We start from the raw sequence: 16,604 nt of genomic DNA, 5'->3' as shown, positions 1-16,604 counted from the left end.
TTGCGCGTGGGCGGCCGTCGTATGGTGAACTAGGGACTTGCGCGGCGCTCCGCCGCGCCCCCTCGTGCCAGGACGCCGGCCTCCATCGGATCTGGCGGGCACGGGAGATCTGCAGCAGTTTGGCGAGGAGTACCGTGGCCACGAAGGCTAGAACCGGCAAGAAGCTCGTGATCGTGGAGTCGCCGGCCAAGAGCAAGACGATCGCCCAGTACCTGGGCGACGGCTTCGAAGTCGACGCGTCGATGGGCCACATCCGCGACCTTCCCCAGCCCTCGGACCTGCCCGCCGAGCTCAAGAAGTCCTCGGTGGGCAAGTTCGCCGTGGACATCGAGCACGGCTTCGAGCCCTACTACGTGGTCTCCCCCGACAAGAAGAAGAAGGTTGCGGAGCTCAAGGCCAAGCTCAAGGACGCCGACGAGCTCTACCTCGCCACCGATGGCGATCGCGAGGGCGAGGCCATCGCGTGGCACCTGCTCGAGGTGCTCAAGCCCAAGGTGCCCGTGCACCGCCTGACCTTCCCCGAGATCACCAAGGAAGCGATCCAGCGCGCCATGGCGGAGCTGCGCGATGTCGACGAGTCGCTCGTCGACGCCCAGGAGACCCGCCGCGTCCTGGACCGCCTGTACGGCTACGAGATCTCCCCGGTGCTCTGGCGCAAGGTCGCCGGCGGCCTGTCGGCCGGCCGCGTGCAGTCCGTGGCGACCCGGCTCGTGGTGGAGCGGGAGCGCGAGCGCATGGCCTTCCGCGCCGCGAGCTACTGGGACCTCCTCGCGACCCTCGCTCCGGCCGGGAAGGGCGCGGACGACGCCGCCGCCCGCCAGAGCTTCCAGGCCCGCCTCGCGCAGGTGGACGGGAAGAAGGTGGCCACCGGGCGCGACTTCGACGACCGCGGCCAGCTCAAGGCCAAGAACGCCGAGCTGCTCACGGAGGCGACCGCGACGGCGCTCGCGGAGGGCCTGCGGGACGCCGCCTTCGCCGTCCGCTCCGTCGAGGAGAAGCCGTACACCCGGCGCCCGGCGGCCCCCTTCACGACCTCCACCCTCCAGCAGGAGGCCGCCCGCAAGCTGCGGTTCTCCGCGCGGGTGACGATGCAGGTTGCCCAGCGCCTGTACGAGAACGGCTACATCACCTATATGCGTACGGACTCCACGGCGCTGTCGGACCAGGCCGTGACGGCCGCGCGGCGGCAGGCCTCGGAGCTCTACGGGGCGGAGTACATCCCGGCGAGGCCCCGCGTGTACGCGTCCAAGTCGAAGAACGCCCAGGAGGCCCACGAGGCCATCCGCCCCTCGGGGGACTCCTTCCGGACCCCCGCCCAGGTCGCCAAGCAGCTCTCCGGGGACGAGTTCCGCCTCTACGAGCTCATCTGGAAGCGCACGGTCGCCTCCCAGATGGAGGACGCGAAGGGCTCCACCGCGACCGTCCGCCTCGGCGCGACGGCCGTCTCCGGCGAGGCCGCCGGCCGGGACGCCGAGTTCGCTGCCTCCGGCACGGTCATCACGTTCCGAGGCTTCCTCGCCGCGTACGAGGAGGGCCGCGACGAGGTCCGCGAGGACACGGAAAACGCTGCGAGCGGCTCGGGTGCAGGCTCCGGCGAGGGCGGCCGCCTCCCGGTGCTCGCCGAGGGGCAGGCCCTCGACGCCCTCGAGATCACCTCCAACGGCCACCAGACCTCCCCGCCCCCGCGCTACACGGAAGCCTCCCTCGTGAAGACGCTCGAGGAGCGCGGGATCGGCCGCCCGTCCACCTACGCGGCGACGATCTCCACGATCATGGACCGCGGGTACGTCCGCAGCCGCGGCACGGCGCTCGTGCCCAGCTGGATCGCGTTCTCGGTCGTCCGGCTGCTCGAGGAGCACTTCCACGACTACGTCGACTACGACTTCACCGCCGAGATGGAGGAGGACCTCGACAAGATCGCCGCGGGCCAGCAGGCCGGCTCCGATTGGCTGAGCCACTTCTACTTCGGCGACGGCACCAACCCGGGCCTGACCACGATCGTCAACGGGCTCGGCGAGATCGACGCGCGCGAGGTCAACTCGGTCGAGATCGCCCCCGGCATCGTGCTGCGCGTGGGCAAGTACGGGCCGTACCTCGAGAAGCCGCTCCCGGCGGACGCTCCCGAGGGCACGGTCCCCGAGCGCGCCAACGTCCCCGAGGACCTCGCCCCGGACGAGCTCACCGCGGAGAAGGCGCTCGAGCTCATGGAGAGCGCCGGCCCCGAGGAGCGCGTCCTCGGCCAGGACCCGCACACCGGGCACACGGTCGTGGCCAAGAACGGCCGTTACGGCGCCTACGTCACCGAGGTCATCCCCGAGCTGACGCCCGAGCAGATCGCAGCCCAGCCGGTGGAGTACTACAAGAACGGCAAGCCGAAGCCGCCCAAGAAGCCCGTCAAGGTCAAGCCCCGCACGGCCAGCCTGTTCAAGTCGATGACCCTGGACACCGTGACCCTCGAGCAGGCCCTGCAGCTGCTCACGCTCCCGCGCCGCCTCGGCGAGGACGCGGAGGGCACCGCGATCACGGTGCAGAACGGCCGGTTCGGCCCGTACCTGAAGAAGGGCACCGATTCGCGCTCGATCGGCTCCGAGGAGGAGATCTTCACGATCACCCTCGAGCAGGCGCTCGAGATCTACTCCCAGCCCAAGACACGCGGCGGCCGGACTGCCGCGGCGCCGCTGGCAGAGTTCGGGGAGGACCCGGCCTCCGGCAAGCCGATCGTGGTCAAGGAGGGCCGCTTCGGGCCGTACATCACGGACGGCGAGACGAACATCACCGTTCCACGGGCCACCGCCATCGAGGAACTCACCCGGGAGCGCGCCATTGAGCTCCTTGCCGAGAAGCGGGCCAAGGGCCCGGCCAAGAAGCCCGTCCGGCGTTCGGGCGGCCGAGCGAAGGCAGGTGCCAAGTGAGCACGCACGACGGCGAGCCGGTCACCGGCGGCGAGCACGCGCCGTCGTCCGCCGAGACGGACGCGGTCCCCGCACACCTCGACCCGGTCCCGCTGACCGAGCTCGAGGCCTCCCTGGCCGAGGCGACCGCCTCCGGGTCCGACGACGACGCCCAGCAGTCGATCCTGGCCTTCCTCAACAGCCTCGTGTGCCTGCTCGTGCCGGAGCCCGTCCCGGGGGAGACGGAGTTCGTGGAGCCGCTCGTCCTGACGGGCGGCGAGGGGAAGCCCGTGGTCGCGGCCTTCACCCACCGGGCCCGCATCCGGCCGGACTTCCTCGAGCACGCCCCTACCGTGGTGCAGACGCAGGGCGCCGTGCTGCTGCAGAACCTCGGCACCGAGCTCGGGCTCGTGCTCAACCCGGGCAGCGCCTACGGCTTCGAGCTGAGCAGCGAGCACGTGGCGGCGGTGCTGCGCGACTTCCGCCCGGCCGAGCCGGGTGAACTGGACGCGGACGGTTCGGCCGGCTCAGCCGGGGAATAATGGGCACATGCGGCTAGGCGTCCTCGACATCGGCTCGAACACCGTGCACCTGCTCCTGGTGGACGCCCACCCGGGTGCGCAGCCGGTGGCCTACGCCTCGCACAAGCGCCCGCTCTCCCTCGTGCGGTACCTCGAGGAGGACGGCAGCATCAGCGAGCGCGGGCAGAAGGAGCTCATCGACTTCGTCCAGGAGGCCTGGGCATTCGCCGGCCGGCACCATGCCGAGGACCTCCTCGCGTTCTGCACCTCCGCGATCCGCGAGGCTCCCAACGGCGACGCGGTCCTGGACAGGGTCCAGCAGGAGGCCGGCGTGACGCTCCAGGAGCTCACCGGGCCCGAGGAGGCCGCCATGACGTTCTTCGCCGTCCGGCGCTGGTACGGCTGGGGTGCCGGCACCATCCTCGACCTCGACATCGGCGGCGGCTCGTTCGAGATGGCGATGGGTCACGACTCCCTGCCCGCCGTCGCGACCTCGGTCCCGCTCGGCGCCCAGCGCCTCACCCGCGACTGGCTGTCGGAGGACCCGCCCACGGCCAAGAGCATCAAGGAGCTGCGCAAGTACCTCCGCGACACCCTGAGGCCGGTGGTCAAGGGGTTCGAGAAGGCGGGCCGGCCCAACCTCGTCACGGGGACGTCCAAGACCTTCCGCTCGCTGGCCCGCATCGCCGGCGCCGCGCCGTCGGGCGCCGGGCCGTACGTGCGGCGCGTGCTGCAGCGGACCGACCTCGGGCTGTGGGCCCAGCGCATCTCGGCGATGGCCGCCTCCGACCGCGTCCACCTCCCCGGGGTCTCGGAGGCGCGCGCGCCCCAGCTCCTCGCCGGCGCCCTCGCCGCCGAGGCGGCCATGGAGCAGTTCGAAGTGGACGAGCTCGAGATCTGCCCCTGGGCCCTGCGCGAGGGCCTCATCCTCCGCCGGCTCGACCAGCTCGTCCACGACGGCCCCCTCGAGCCCCCGGCGCACATCGGGCCCATCCAGAGCGAGCGTCGGCGATCAGAGCGCATGCACCCCTCGAGGGCGCGCGCATGAACTCATCCAGCGGCACCGGAGCGGAAGCGGGAACCCACGTGGAGACAGCACCTCAGACGGCCCCAGAGGCGGACGAGCGCGCGGACGGAGGGGAGATCCCCGTAGCCCTCTCGAGTGCCTCGGTCTATCCGCTGAGCGTCCATGACGCCTTCGCGGTGGCCGCCGACCTCGGCTTCGACGGGGTCGAGGTCATGGTCACCAACAACTCCACGAGCCAGAAGGCCGACGAGCTGATCCAGCTCGCCCAGCACTATGACCAGCCCATCGTCTCCATCCACGCGCCCACGCTCCTGCTGACCCAGCAGGTGTGGGGCTCGCCGTGGAACAAGATCAGCCAGTCCTGCCGGATGGCGGTCGACGTCGGGTGCGAGACCGTGGTGGTGCACCCGCCGTTCCGGTGGCAGGGCAACTACGCGGAGACGTTCGCGCACGGGGTCCGGGACCTGGCCGACGCCTACGGGGTCCGGATCGCGGTGGAGAACATGTATCCGTGGCGCGTCCGCGGGCGCGAGACGCTCGCCTACCTCCCGCACTGGGATCCCATCGGGCAGGGCTACCAGGACGTCACGTGGGACTTCTCGCACGCGGCGACCGCGCGCGAGGACAGCCTCGCCGCGATCAAGGCGCTCGGCAGCACGCTGCGGCACGTCCACCTGACGGACGGCTCCGGTCGCTCGTTCCGCGACGAGCACCTCCTGCCGGGGCAGGGGACCCAGCGGGTTGCCGAGTGCCTCGCGCACCTGGGCGGGAACGGGTTCGACGGCGCTGTGGTCGCCGAGATCAGCACGCGCAAGGCCAGGGTGACGGGGGAGCGGGAGCGGATGCTCGCCGAGACCCTCGAATTCGCGCGGACCCATCTGGGCCAGCGCGCCCGCCTCGACGCGGGCAGCGGGATCTAGGCCGGGGCTTCGGCGGCGGCCCCTGCCCGGGGCCGGCGCCGGAGCTGCCTGCGCCGCCCGAGGAAGAGGACCCCTTAAACGAGTTCGGCACTGGCAGTTCGGGGAAGGTTAGGGGACCATGCATCCGAACTGCCAGTGCCTGGCGGTCAGTCTTGGGGGGAGACTGACCGCCCCATCACTCGCACCCTGTGAGGTATTAGCAACTCTAGGGACGGAGTATGGGAGAACACCGGGGCGAGGGTGGGAAAAGGCTGGGAAAGGATCCGCCGGCCGGCATGCGGCGGCCGCCCCCGGCTGGCAGGATGGGGGCATGAGCAACCAGATCGCATTCCTCGGCACGGGCTCCATGAACGGGGCCATCATGGGCGGCCTGCTCGCGGCCGGCTTCCCCAAGACGGACATCGTCGCCACCGTGCGGCGCCGGGAGAGCGCCTCGGAGCTGGCCGAGCGCTACGGCGTGACCGTCATGGCCTGGGACGAGGAGAGCGACTCCAACGCGCAGGCCGCGCGCGGGGCCTCGATCGTGGTCATCGGCGTCAAGCCCGTCGGCGTCGCGGCCGTCGCACGCGAGATCGCGCCCGTGCTCAGCCCGGGTGCCGTCGTGGTGAGCGTGGCCGCCGCCGTGTCGATCGAGCAGCTCGAGCGTGAGCTGCCCGAGGGCCAGCCGGTGATCCGCACCATGCCGAACACCCCCTCCCGGCTCGGCAAGGGCGTCGTGGCCCTCGCGCGCGGCACGCACGCCACCACCGAGCAGGTCGAGCACATCAAGAAGCTCTTCGGCGGCCTCGGCCTGGTGGTGGAGGTCTCCGAGGACCAGATCGCGGCGGTGAGCGCCGTGAGCGGATCCGGCCCCGCGTACGCCTTCTACCTGGCCGAGGCCATGGCCAAGGCTGGCGAGTCGCTCGGCCTCGAGCCCCGGCTCGCGCTCCAGCTCGCGCGCGAGACGGTGGTCGGCGCCGGCTACATGCTGGACGAGCCCGGCGCGGACCCGGCCGCGCTCCGGCGCGCCGTGACGAGCCCCAAGGGCACCACCGAGCAGGCCATCCGCGTCTTCGACGAGCGGGGCCTGCCGGGCATCATCGCCGACGGCGCGCGTGCCGCCGTCGAGCGTTCGGACGAGATCACCCGCGAGCTCGGCCGCGCCCCTCGGGTCTGACGGTCCCGGTCTCAGAGGAGATCATGGGCGGCAGCGAACAGGGCTGCTCCCGCCCGGGTCGAGCACCCGGTCTTGACGTAGATGTGGCGCACGTGGTGGTCGGCGGTGGCCGGTGAGACTGCCAGCGCCGCCGCGACCTCTTTCTTGGTCGCCCCGTGACAGAGGAGCCGCAGGACCTCGACCTCTCTGGCGGTGAGGCCCGCTGGCCATGCGGGACGTGAACGGCGGTCCCTCGCGCCCGCGGCAGCGAGGACAGCGTCCACGGCGTCGCTGTCAAGGCGGTGCGGTGCTTCCCGGGAGAGCGCGTCCGCGGCCCGGGCCGCGGAGGGCTGGGGCCGGCCGGGAGCGGCAATGAGCAGCTCGCGGAAGGCGTCTGCGGCCGCCAGGACCCTCGCCTCCCACGGCAGCTCGCCGGCCGTCGCCCCGCGATAGTAGCCGGAGCCGTCGAGCCGCTCGTGGTGCATGCCTGCGAGCCGGGCCAGCGGGGCCGTGGCGGGAACCCGCGCCAGGATGCGCTCGCTGTAGTACGGGTGCAGCCGGAGCCGCTCGCTGGCATCCAGGGACCCGGCGGGGTCACCGGCGGGGACCGCAGCACGTCCGAGATCCTCGACGAGGCCAGCGCCGCGAAGGGTCTCCGCATGGTCCGGGGCTGCCGAGGCCGCGAGGGCGGCGACATCGCGAGAAAAGCCCGCCCGGGCCGGCACCTTGAGATCGGCGAAGTCGGCGAACACCGTCAGGACCTCGTCGATCCGGTCGTCGGGGACAGTTGCGACGGGTGCAGGCTCGCGGCGCAGCGCCTCGTCCCAGGGCCTCTCCGTCTGCGCCGCCTCGAGGAGCCGGTCGAGGTGCCGGAGGGCGGTCTCCGCGAGCGCTGGATCCAGGGAGCCTCCCGACCGCGCGCTGAGCGCATCGCGCAGGGCCTCGCGCCCGTGGAGGCGGTTGATCACCTCGATGTCGCGGGCAGCGAAGGCAATCCGCGCGGGGAGGGGGATATCCTCCCCGGCGAGCCCGTCGGGGAACCCCTTTCCGTCCCAGGTCTCGAACGCGGCCCTCAGGGCGGCCCTCGTCACTGCGGGGAGACCGAGCCGCACCGCGAGGATCTCCGCGGCCTCGCAGTGGGCCCGCACGCCGGCACGGAGCGTGTCCCTCCCCGTCGCCAGGAACACCGTGGCAGCCCTTGCACGCGGCAGGAGGGTACGCCCCGGAGCAAGAGCTGGCACGACCCCGCGGAGGAACTCGTGCGGCGGTGCGCCGAGCACGGGCGCGATGGCTGCCCGCAGCGCGATCTCGTCGCCGCCAGCGAGCGCCGCGGCCTCGTGCGCGTCAGCCGTGCAGCCGAGGAACCTCAGGAGCGCGGTGCAGTACACCTCGGACAGCGTGCCGCGCTCCACGCCCGCGGCATCTGCCAACTCGAGCGCCGTGAGACAGGTCCTCAGGCACTGCTCGAGCGGCTGGCCCATGCCGAGGTCGGTGGCGAGCGAGACCGCGGCCATCACCTCGGCGAGGCGCAGCGGGCGCGTCATGGGTCGATCATCGCGCCCGCGGCCGTGCGCGTACAGCATCCGCGCGCACCAGGACGCCGCGACGGCTCAGATAGCGCGATCGCGCGATGCGCCGGTGCGACCGACGCCGGATCCTAGGTGTATGAACACCGCAACCGCACACCGCGTTCTCCTCCTCCCCGGCAGCGTCCTGCCAGCCGCTCCGGCGTACGGCGCGCTCATCACCGCTCTGCGGGACAGGCTGGGCGACGCCGTCCAGCCCGTCGCCAAGGACCTCGAGGTCTATGCCGGTCCCACACCGCCCGCCGGCTACTCGCTCGATACGGAGGTGGCCGGCGTCGTGCGCGCCGCCCTCGAGCTCGGCTGGGACAGGTTCCACCTGGTGGGCTACTCCGGCGGGGGAGCGGCCGCCCTCGCGGTGGCGGCGGCCCATCCCGAGCTGCTCCAGTCGCTCGCGCTGCTCGAGCCGGCCTGGGCGGGAAACTGGGGATGGAGCTCCGACCATCGCGCCCTGTGGGAGCAGTACCGGGAGCTGGACGGCCTCGGACCCGATGAGTTCATGGCGCGGTTCGTCCGCCTCGGCGTGCGCCCCGGCGTGACGGCGGGCCTGCCCGTGCCGGGCGGGGAGCAGCCGCCGTGGATGGCGCAGCGCCCCGCGGGCATCCGGGCCTTCCTGCAGACGTTCTCCACCTACGACCTCGACCGGAGCGCCCTCGCGCGCTTCGACCGCCCGGTCTACTTCGCCCTCGGCGGCCTCTCCAATCCCGACGACTACGGGGAGATCGCCGACCGCCTCTCCGGCGTCTTCCGCAGGTTCCGGCTCGAGGTGTTCCCCGACAGGCACCATTTCGATCCCCCTCACCGGGTCGAGCCGGACCGCGTCGCGGCGTCCCTCGCGGCGCTCTGGGACGAGGACTGACCCGGGCGGCTAGCGTGAGGGGATGAGCCTTGAGCCCCACCCCGTCACCGGAGCGCCGTTCCCGTCCCCGGTCTCGCCGGGCACCGGATGGCCGGGGGACCCGGCGACGCCCAGCACCCCCGTCGCCCACGACCTGGGCGAGGTCTCCCGCCTCGCGGCCGCGGCGGAGACGGTGGAGGACGTGGACGCCCTGAGCTCGGTGTGCCGCGCGTGCCCGCGCCTCGTCCAGTGGCGCGAGGACGTCGCGGTCTCGGGGCGCCGCGCGGCGTTCGCGGACCAGCCCTACTGGGGCCGCCCGGGCCCCTCGTTCGGCGACCCCTCGGCCTCGAAGCTCGTGCTCGGCCTCGCGCCCGCGGCGAACGGGACGAACCGGACCGGGCGCATGTTCACGGGCGACCGCTCCGGCGACTGGCTCTACGCCGCCCTCCACCGCACGGGGTACGCGAACCAGGCCACCTCGGTCGCGGCCGGGGACGGGCTCGTGCTGAGCGGCATCCGGATCGTCGCCTCGGTACGCTGCGCGCCTCCGGCCAACCGCCCGACGCCAGCCGAGCTCGCCACGTGCGGGCACTGGCTCGACCGCGACCTCGCCCTCACGGCCGCCTCGCCCGGCGGACTCGACGCCGTCCTGGCACTCGGCGGCGTCGCCTGGAACGCGGCGCTTGCCGCGGCGCGCAGGCTCGGCTGGGCCGTGCCCCGGCCCAAGCCCGTGTTCGGGCACGGGGCCGAGGTGGTCCTGGGCCTTCCGGGCGGCGGCGGTGTCCGGCTGCTGGGCAGCTACCACGTGAGCCCCCACAACACGTCCACGAAGCGGCTGACCGAGGAGATGCTCGACGCCGCCCTCCGCCGCCTCTGAGGGCGGCGGAGGGCGCCGGCCGCGGGCGACAGGCGCCTACGGACGCGCCGCGAACCGCTCGAGCAGGTCCACATGGCCGGAGACGATGAGCATGTCCCGGCTCGTGACCTTGGTGTGGGGCTGGGCGTAGGTGAAGTCCTCGCCGGGGCTCTTGACCCCCACGATGGTGACGCCGTACTTGGAGCGGACGGCCGACTCGGCGAGGGTGAACCCCTGGGTCTCCTTGGGCGGGTACATCTTCACGATCGCGAAGTCGTCGTCGAACTCGATGAAGTCCAGCATGCGCCCGCTCACGAGGTGCGCGGCCCGCACCCCCGCATCGGCCTCCGGGTAGATCACGTGGTTCGCCCCGATGCGGGAGAGGATCTTGCCGTGCGAGGGAGTGATCGCCTTGACCCACAGGTGCTCGATCCCGAGGTCCACGAGATTGGCCGTGATGAGCACCGAGGACTCGATCGAGGTGCCCACGCCCACCACTGCGGACTGGAACTCCTGCGCTCCGAGCTGGCGGAGGGCGTCGATGTTCGTCGCGTCCGCCTGCACCACGTGGGTCAGGGTCCCCGACCACTTCTGGACGAGGTTGATGTCCCGCTCGATGGCGAGGACCTCGCGGCCCTGCTTGACGAGCTGCTCGGCGGTGGCCGCGCCGAACCGGCCGAGGCCGATGACGAGGACCGGGGCCGAGGGGTTGGGCCGCCGGCTGGCGCCCGTGGCGCTGGGCGTGGGATTAGCCAATGATCGGCCTCTCTTCCGGGTAGTGGTACAGCTGGATGCGCTGGCGGACCGCGAGGGCGGAGGCGAGCGTGATCGTGCCGAGGCGGCCGGTGACCATGAGGGCGGTCAGGACGTACATGCCGGCGGGGGGTGACTCCGCGCTCAGGCCCGAGCTCAGCCCGCAGGTCGCGAAGGCGGAGATGACCTCGAACAGGACCCGGTCCAGGGACTGCTGGGTGATGGCGGACATCAGGAACGAGCCCACGAGGACGAGCGTGGCCCCGGCGACGATCACGGAGATCGCGACCCGCAGCGCGCTGTCGGGGATGGTGCGCCCGTAGACCTTCACGTCGCTGTCCCCTCGGCCCTCGGCGACGATGGCGAGGAACAGCACGGCGATGGTCGTGACCTTGATGCCGCCCGCCGTGGAGGCGGAGCCCCCGCCGGCGAACATGAGCGCGTCGGTGAGCAGCCGCGTGGTTCCCCCCAGATGGTTCTGGTCCACGAGGTTGAACCCGCACGAGCGGGTCATGATGGAGGCGAAGACGGCGTGGATGATCTTCTCTGCGACCCCCATGCCGCCGATCGTGCGGGGGTTGTCCCACTCCATCCAGCCCCACAGGAGGCTGCCGACCGCGACGAGGATCGCGGAGACCTGGATGGTCAGCTTGACGTGGAGGCTCCATTTCCGCCACCGGAAGCCGGCCTGGCGCAGCCCGAGGATCACGGGGAAGCCGAGGGAACCCACAAACGCGCCCAGGGCCAAGGGGACGAGGATCCACAGGTCCGCCGCGTACGGCACAATCCCGTCCGAGTGCGGCGTGAAGCCGGCGTTGTTGAAGGCGGAGATCGAGTAGAAGACCCCATGCCACACGGCCGTCCACCACCCCTCGCCGAGGGCCAGGAACCGGCCCGTCAGCACCACGGCGAGGGAGCCCTCGATCACGACCGAGGTCATGATGACGATCCGCAGCAGCTCTCCGACCTCGCCCAGGCGGCTTGAGTTGTTCAGTGCCTCCTGCGCGATGAGCTTGCTGCGCAGGCCGAGCCGGCGGCTCACCATGAGGGTCAGGAGCGAGGCGATCGTGAGCGTTCCGAGGCCTCCCACGAAGATGCCCAACAGGATCACGAACTGGCCGAAGAACGTCCAGTGCGCCGCCGTGGAGACCACGGTGAGCCCGGTCACGCAGACCGCGGACGCGGCGGTGAAGAGGGCCTCGTGCAGGGGCGTGACCTGGCCGTCGGCGGAGGAGGCGGGCAGCGAGAGCAGGAGCGTGAAGACGATGATGACGGCGGCGAACGCGAGCATCGCCAGCCGTGCCGGCGACGACGCCGCAAGCCGGTCCACGAAATCCCGCAGGCCCGTGAGGGGGCCGAGGCCCTCGCGCTGCGGCATGGGCTGCCATGTCGGCTTCGTCTGGGCCATGGAAAGCGTGTCCTGTGTGCGTCCTGGCCGTCCGGAGGGCCCGGGCGGCGGCTTCGTGTCACAGTAAACCACCAACGGCCCCCGAGGGCCGCACCCGAAGGGGTGTCCGGTAGCCTAGGCGCATGTCCGACGGCGCAGCGCAGCAGGCCAGCGGCCCCGCCAGCGCCGTCCGCAGGGTCGAGTACCCCACCCTCGTCGCGTGGAGCGAGGAGGTCCTCGCGTACGACTTCGGGCCGCACCACCCCATGAGCCCGGCGCGCCTGGACCTGACCGCACGGCTGTGCGAGGACCTCGGACTGTTCGGGCTGCCCGTGGTCCGCGTCGTCGAGCCCCCCGTGGCCACCGACGACGAGCTCGCCACCGTCCACACCCGCGAGTACATCGCCGCGGTCCGCCGTGTCAGCGAGAACCCCGCCGAGCCCGAGCCGGGCCGCGGGCTCGGGACCGAGGACGATCCCGCGTTCGCCGGCATGCACGAGGCGAGCGCCCGGATCGTGGGGGGATCGCTGGCTGCCGCGGATGCGGTCCTCGACGGCTCCGCAGTGCACGCCGTCAACTTCGCCGGGGGCATGCACCACGCCGCCGCCGACCGCGGCAGCGGGTTCTGCATCTACAACGACGTCGCGGCGGCGGTCCAGCGGCTCCTGGACGGGGGCGTGCAGCGTGTGGCCTACATCGACACGGACGCGCACCACGGCGACGGCACGGAGCGCATCTTCTGGGACGAGCCGCGCGTCCTGACCATCTCGCTCCACGAGAGCGGCCTGACGCTCTTCCCGGGCTCGGGCTTCCCGAACGAGGTGGGCGGCCCGCACGCGGAGGGCACCGCCGTGAACGTCGCCCTGCCCGCCGGGACCCGCGACGCGGGCTGGCTGCGGGCCTTCCACGCCGTGGTCCCCCAGCTCGTCGAGGCGTTCCGGCCCGAGGTGATCGTGAGCCAGCACGGCTGCGACTCCCACCACCTCGACCCCCTGACCAACCTCAAGGTCACGGTGGACGCCCAGCGGGAGGCCGCGCTGTCCGTCTCGGCGCTCGCGCGCCGGTTCTGTGAGGGCCGCTGGATCGCCACGGGAGGGGGCGGCTACGAGGTCGTCCAGGTGGTCCCGCGGGCCTGGGCCCATCTGGTCGGGATCGCGGCGGGCCACCCCGTGCACCTGCGCACCCCGACGCCCCAGCGGTGGCGCGACTACGTGCACGAGAGGTACGGCAGGAACGCCCCGGCGCTGATGGGGGAGGACGCCGACACCTGGTGGCGCTCGTGGGAGATCGGCTTCAATCCGAACGATCCGGTGGACCGGGCCGTCATGGCCACCCGCAAGGAGATCTTCCCCCTGCACGGCCTGGACCCGTGGTTCGACTGAGTCAGCGGCCCTCGCCGGGATGGGTAGGCTGGAAGCATGGTGACTGACATCTTCGCCGTCATCGCTGACCGCACGCGGAGGGACATCCTCGACACGCTGCGGACCGGTGACAAGGCAGTGGGCGAACTCGTCGAGGCCCTCGCCGCGAGCCAGCCGACGGTGTCCAAGCACCTCAAGGTCCTCCGCGACGCGGGACTCGTGAGCACCCGCGCCCAGGGGCAGAAGCGCTTCTACGCCCTCCGGCTCGAGCCGCTCGACGAGGTCGGCGGCTGGCTCGCCGGGCTGCGCACGACGGCGCCGTCCCCGCCCGCCGCCGCTGCCCCGCCCTCCGCCGTGGAACAGGCAGCGCCCGAGGCCGGCCGCCCCGCCCAGGCCGAGGAACCGCCCGCGCGGCCCGCCGCGCCCAGCCCGCGCACCGGCGAGGAGGGCGCGCTGGTGCAGGCCGCCGTCGTGCCCGGCCCGGCCGAGCGGCTCGAGGCGAGGCCCGAGGGGAGCCGACCGGCGCAGATCCAGCGCACGGTCGAGCGGGCCGCGGCGCGGGCCACGGAGCTTATGGCGAACCTGCCCAAGTTCGGGCGCCGGAAGTAGCTCGAGGAGCTCAGGCGCGGCCGTCCCACCAGCCGAGGACCCGGGCGGCGTAGAACGTGAGCCACTTCGAGGGCTCTCCGGGAGGGACGTCGACGTCGAACCACGTCCGCCCCGGGTACCGGTGCTCCTGCACCCAGGTCCCGTCGGGCCGTCGCCTGCCCCGGACGAGCTCGATGGCCTCCTCGAGCCGTGGGTCCGGCGCGGTGCCATCGTGGAGGGCGGAGGCCCGGAAGTAGTCCAGCGCCCGGAGCACGGTGTACTGCCAGCGGAACGGGTAGGCGAAGACCTGGAACCGCGGCCGGACCAGGCCGCCGGTGCTCGCCCGGTACATCAGGCGCCGGGCCAGGAGGTACTCCTCGGCCGCCGTGCGCGTCCGGCGGAGGCCCTCCGGGGACGCCGAGGCGCCCTGCGGGGACTGTTCGTAGGCGAGGATGCCGCGTAGGCAGCTGAGGGTCGAGTCGAACGACGAGCGGTCCGAGCCGTTGACCCATTCGCAGTTCCAGCCGCCCTCGGCCATCTGGTGGTCCACGAACCACTGCGCGAGCGTCCCGACGTCCGCGCCGAGCCACGCGCCATTGGCGAGCGTGGCGGCGTTGATGCACGCGTCGACCTCGCCGCCCCAGTAGGGCAGGTCGTCGTACTCCCACCGGCTGTTGGCCGCGAGCTTCTCCGCGGTCCCGGCCAGCGCCGCGGCGTCGAGGCCCCACTCGCGCAGGGTGGTGAGGGTCCACGTCGTCGCCGTCCAGGGCTGGCCCGCGTCCGGCGCGGCCTCGGGGCCGTGGACGTCGAAGTCCGCGGGGAAGAACGCCCCTCCGGCCCACTGCCCGTCGGGGTCCTGGAGTGCGAGCAGGCGTGCCCCGTGGCCCTCGGTGGCCACCCTGGCGCGGGTGGCCTGCCACACCTCGGGCGAGGCCCCGGCAAGATCGCGCTCGACCTGCCAGCGCAGGGCAGGGTCGGCGTCGAGGAGCCACCCGGTGAGATCGTCCCCCATGGGGGCTAGGCTACTCGCACCCTGTGGGGCGGCAAGCCCCCCCACGGGACCTTTCACGGCGGGGGTTCGAGGAGGAGACCGACATGCTGCAGTACACGGATCCGGCGCCGGCGGGCGCGGCGGGCAGGCGTGCGTTCCGGATCGGGGACAGCACCACCGGAGTCCTCTGGGGCACTGACGACGCCGCGGGGCGCCCCCTCGTGCTCCTAGGCCATGGGGGAGGACAGAGCACCCAGGCACCGGGCATGCGCGCCCGGGCCGAAGCCCTCGTGCACAGCGGCTACGCGGTGGCGGCCCTGGACGCCCCCGGCCATGGCGGCCGCCCCAGGACGGCGGAGCTCGAGCGGCGGATCGAGCGCATGCGGGACGCGCAGGGCAGCCCGGACTTCGGCGCCGCGGTGGCGGACCTCAACGCGGCGGTGGCCCAGGACGCGGTGCCCGAATGGACCCTGCTGCTGGACGACCTCGAGGCGGAAGGCGTGGCCGGCGCCGCGCACGCGGGGTACTGGGGCTACTCCCTCGGAGCGGCCATCGGGTTCCCGCTCGTCGCCGCCGAAGGGCGCATCCGGGCCGCCGTGCTGGGCCTGATCGGCGAGACCGTGGCCGAGAGCGCCGCGGCGATCCGGGTGCCCGTCCAGTTCGTCATGCAGTGGGACGATCCGCTCGTCTCCCGTGTGAGCGCGCTGCGGCTCTTCGACCTGGTCGGCTCGAGGGACAAGACGCTGCACGCCAACCCCGGCGCCCACGGCGAGGTCCCCGACCACGAGGAGGCGAGCTCCGTGGCGTTCTTCGCCCGGCACCTCCCCGGCGCGGCGGCCTGAGGGGCTCGGGGAGCACCGTCCCCGTGCCCGCCGCGCGGCCCGGGGCGGGCGGCCGTCAGGGCCGGGGCGAGGCGATGGCCGTGGAGAGCCGGTGGGCCTCGGCCAGGAGCTGCTCTCCGAGCTCCTCGCGCCGGCCCGGCCGGAAGCGCGGCTCGATGCCCGTGAGGGAGAGTGCCCATGCCGGCCGCCCGGAGGGGTCGAATACCGCCGCGCCGAGCCCATAGGATCCCTCGACCACGAGCCCGGGGTTCACGGAGTAGCCCAGCTCGCGCGTCTCGGCCAGCCGCTCCCGGAGGGGGCCAGCGGCATGGGTCGGGCCGTACTCCGCGGTGCGCGCGGCGTCGTCACTGATGATCGGCTCGGCCTCGCCGCCGGGCAGGAAGGCGAGGATCGCGATCCCGGCGGAGGCGACGCCGAGCGGGAAGCGCTTGCCCTCGTAGAGCACGAACGAGCGCACCGGGAAGCTGCCCTCCTCGCGGGCGAGGCACACGGTCTCGTCGCCCCGGCGGATCGAGAGGAACGCGGACTCGCCGGTCGCCTCGGCGAGCCGCCGCAGGGCGGGGCGGGCGAGGTGCTCGACCGCGAAGCGGCCCGCGGCGACAGCGCCCATGACGTACAGCTCCGGCCCGAGGTGCCAGCGTCCGGCGGCCTCGTCGAAGTCGAGCAGGCCGTCCGCGGCGAGGGCCTTGAGCAGCCGGTGGACGGTGGGCCGGGTGAGGCCGGAGGCGCGCACGATCCCGGTGAGCGACAGCCCCGCTCCGCCGGCCCGCGCGATGACCCGCAGGACGAGCGCCACGCGGCCCACGACCTGCGTGCCCTGGATCCCGGACATGGCCTGCCTCATAGAAATCCGCCACAATGTGGACATTCTACGCAGCCGACGCCACGACGTGAACAGCTGGGCCGCGACT

At 72.8% G+C, this 16,604-nt stretch carries 15 protein-coding genes; 10 read left to right on the top strand and 5 right to left on the bottom strand.

Annotated elements, in window-relative coordinates; genetic code table 11:
- The first annotated feature begins 134 nt into the window (after positions 1 to 134).
- The 5 genes from topA (at position 135) to proC (ending at position 6,515) form a co-directional block, all read left to right on the top strand.
- The gene (topA, locus tag SA2016_RS16285; RefSeq protein WP_066500093.1) at positions 135 to 2,912 is read left to right on the top strand and encodes a type I DNA topoisomerase; all 2,778 of its coding nucleotides are present in this window, start codon (positions 135 to 137) and stop codon (positions 2,910 to 2,912) included.
- The gene (locus tag SA2016_RS16280; RefSeq protein ID WP_066500091.1) at positions 2,909 to 3,433 is read left to right on the top strand and encodes an SseB family protein; all 525 of its coding nucleotides are present in this window, start codon (positions 2,909 to 2,911) and stop codon (positions 3,431 to 3,433) included. Before topA ends, SA2016_RS16280 begins: the two co-directional genes overlap by 4 nt.
- A 7-nt stretch (positions 3,434 to 3,440) precedes the next feature.
- On the top strand, positions 3,441 to 4,460 hold the full coding sequence (locus SA2016_RS16275) for a Ppx/GppA family phosphatase (RefSeq protein ID WP_066500088.1): 1,020 nt from the start codon (positions 3,441 to 3,443) through the stop codon (positions 4,458 to 4,460).
- Positions 4,457 to 5,359, top strand: a complete 903-nt coding sequence (locus SA2016_RS16270; RefSeq protein WP_084249594.1) for a sugar phosphate isomerase/epimerase family protein — start codon at positions 4,457 to 4,459, stop codon at positions 5,357 to 5,359. The genes SA2016_RS16275 and SA2016_RS16270 overlap by 4 nt, the downstream gene beginning before the upstream one ends.
- A gap of 310 nt (positions 5,360 to 5,669) precedes the next feature.
- Complete coding sequence (gene proC, locus SA2016_RS16265; protein WP_066500084.1) at positions 5,670 to 6,515, top strand: pyrroline-5-carboxylate reductase; 846 nt, start codon at positions 5,670 to 5,672, stop codon at positions 6,513 to 6,515.
- Positions 6,516 to 6,526: 11 nt separating this feature from the next.
- Here the strand turns inward: proC and SA2016_RS16260 are convergent, their stop codons facing one another.
- A complete protein-coding gene (locus SA2016_RS16260; protein WP_066500082.1) occupies positions 6,527 to 8,038 on the bottom strand; it encodes an HD domain-containing phosphohydrolase in 1,512 nt (503 codons plus the stop codon).
- Positions 8,039 to 8,159: 121 nt separating this feature from the next.
- Here SA2016_RS16260 and SA2016_RS16255 point away from each other — a divergent pair, with 121 nt between their 5' ends.
- Together SA2016_RS16255 and SA2016_RS16250 are read left to right on the top strand one after the other, a co-directional pair.
- Positions 8,160 to 8,936 carry an alpha/beta fold hydrolase gene (locus SA2016_RS16255; RefSeq protein WP_066500079.1) on the top strand — a complete coding sequence of 259 codons (777 nt, stop codon included), beginning with the start codon at positions 8,160 to 8,162 and terminating at the stop codon, positions 8,934 to 8,936.
- A gap of 22 nt (positions 8,937 to 8,958) precedes the next feature.
- Complete coding sequence (locus tag SA2016_RS16250; RefSeq protein ID WP_066500075.1) at positions 8,959 to 9,792, top strand: uracil-DNA glycosylase; 834 nt, start codon at positions 8,959 to 8,961, stop codon at positions 9,790 to 9,792.
- A 36-nt stretch (positions 9,793 to 9,828) separates the two neighbouring features.
- Here SA2016_RS16250 and SA2016_RS16245 read toward each other — a convergent pair whose 3' ends face one another.
- On the bottom strand, positions 9,829 to 10,527 hold the full coding sequence (locus tag SA2016_RS16245; RefSeq protein WP_066500073.1) for a potassium channel family protein: 699 nt from the start codon (positions 10,525 to 10,527) through the stop codon (positions 9,829 to 9,831).
- On the bottom strand, positions 10,520 to 11,932 hold the full coding sequence (locus SA2016_RS16240) for a TrkH family potassium uptake protein (protein ID WP_066500070.1): 1,413 nt from the start codon (positions 11,930 to 11,932) through the stop codon (positions 10,520 to 10,522). The genes SA2016_RS16245 and SA2016_RS16240 overlap by 8 nt, the downstream gene beginning before the upstream one ends.
- Positions 11,933 to 12,054: 122 nt before the next feature.
- On the opposite strand from SA2016_RS16240, the gene SA2016_RS16235 reads away from it, so the two are divergent.
- Positions 12,055 to 13,293 carry an acetoin utilization protein AcuC gene (locus SA2016_RS16235; RefSeq protein ID WP_066500069.1) on the top strand — a complete coding sequence of 413 codons (1,239 nt, stop codon included), beginning with the start codon at positions 12,055 to 12,057 and terminating at the stop codon, positions 13,291 to 13,293.
- A 36-nt stretch (positions 13,294 to 13,329) separates the two neighbouring features.
- Entirely contained in the window at positions 13,330 to 13,881 is a 552-nt protein-coding gene (locus tag SA2016_RS16230; RefSeq protein ID WP_066500068.1) for an ArsR/SmtB family transcription factor, read from the top strand.
- Between the two features lie 10 nt (positions 13,882 to 13,891).
- On the opposite strand, the gene SA2016_RS16225 is transcribed toward SA2016_RS16230, so the two are convergent.
- Positions 13,892 to 14,872 carry a squalene cyclase gene (locus SA2016_RS16225; RefSeq protein ID WP_066500065.1) on the bottom strand — a complete coding sequence of 327 codons (981 nt, stop codon included), beginning with the start codon at positions 14,870 to 14,872 and terminating at the stop codon, positions 13,892 to 13,894.
- Between the two features lie 83 nt (positions 14,873 to 14,955).
- Between SA2016_RS16225 and SA2016_RS16220 the strand changes: the two genes are divergently transcribed.
- On the top strand, positions 14,956 to 15,693 hold the full coding sequence (locus tag SA2016_RS16220; RefSeq protein WP_066500061.1) for a dienelactone hydrolase family protein: 738 nt from the start codon (positions 14,956 to 14,958) through the stop codon (positions 15,691 to 15,693).
- 55 nt (positions 15,694 to 15,748) lie between these two features.
- Here SA2016_RS16220 and SA2016_RS16215 read toward each other — a convergent pair whose 3' ends face one another.
- Positions 15,749 to 16,525, bottom strand: a complete 777-nt coding sequence (locus tag SA2016_RS16215; protein WP_141305425.1) for an IclR family transcriptional regulator — start codon at positions 16,523 to 16,525, stop codon at positions 15,749 to 15,751.
- Positions 16,526 to 16,604: the final 79 nt, after the last annotated feature.

The sequence above is a fragment of the Sinomonas atrocyanea genome (assembly GCF_001577305.1).
Taxonomy (GTDB): Bacteria; Actinomycetota; Actinomycetes; order Actinomycetales; family Micrococcaceae; genus Sinomonas; species Sinomonas atrocyanea.
The sequence above is the reverse complement of the archived record's forward strand: the minus strand, read 5'-3'. Positions and strand labels throughout refer to the sequence as shown.

Coding starts and splice junctions, on each gene's coding strand:
- SA2016_RS16275 (WP_066500088.1), top strand. CDS start 3,441: ATGCGGCTAGGCGTCCTCGACATCGGCTCGAACACCGTGCACCTGCTC.
- SA2016_RS16270 (WP_084249594.1), top strand. CDS start 4,457: ATGAACTCATCCAGCGGCACCGGAGCGGAAGCGGGAACCCACGTGGAG.
- proC (WP_066500084.1), top strand. CDS start 5,670: ATGAGCAACCAGATCGCATTCCTCGGCACGGGCTCCATGAACGGGGCC.
- SA2016_RS16260 (WP_066500082.1), bottom strand. CDS start 8,038: ATGACGCGCCCGCTGCGCCTCGCCGAGGTGATGGCCGCGGTCTCGCTC.
- SA2016_RS16255 (WP_066500079.1), top strand. CDS start 8,160: ATGAACACCGCAACCGCACACCGCGTTCTCCTCCTCCCCGGCAGCGTC.
- SA2016_RS16250 (WP_066500075.1), top strand. CDS start 8,959: ATGAGCCTTGAGCCCCACCCCGTCACCGGAGCGCCGTTCCCGTCCCCG.
- SA2016_RS16240 (WP_066500070.1), bottom strand. CDS start 11,932: ATGGCCCAGACGAAGCCGACATGGCAGCCCATGCCGCAGCGCGAGGGC.
- SA2016_RS16235 (WP_066500069.1), top strand. CDS start 12,055: ATGTCCGACGGCGCAGCGCAGCAGGCCAGCGGCCCCGCCAGCGCCGTC.
- SA2016_RS16230 (WP_066500068.1), top strand. CDS start 13,330: ATGGTGACTGACATCTTCGCCGTCATCGCTGACCGCACGCGGAGGGAC.
- SA2016_RS16225 (WP_066500065.1), bottom strand. CDS start 14,872: ATGGGGGACGATCTCACCGGGTGGCTCCTCGACGCCGACCCTGCCCTG.
- SA2016_RS16220 (WP_066500061.1), top strand. CDS start 14,956: ATGCTGCAGTACACGGATCCGGCGCCGGCGGGCGCGGCGGGCAGGCGT.
- SA2016_RS16215 (WP_141305425.1), bottom strand. CDS start 16,525: ATGTCCGGGATCCAGGGCACGCAGGTCGTGGGCCGCGTGGCGCTCGTC.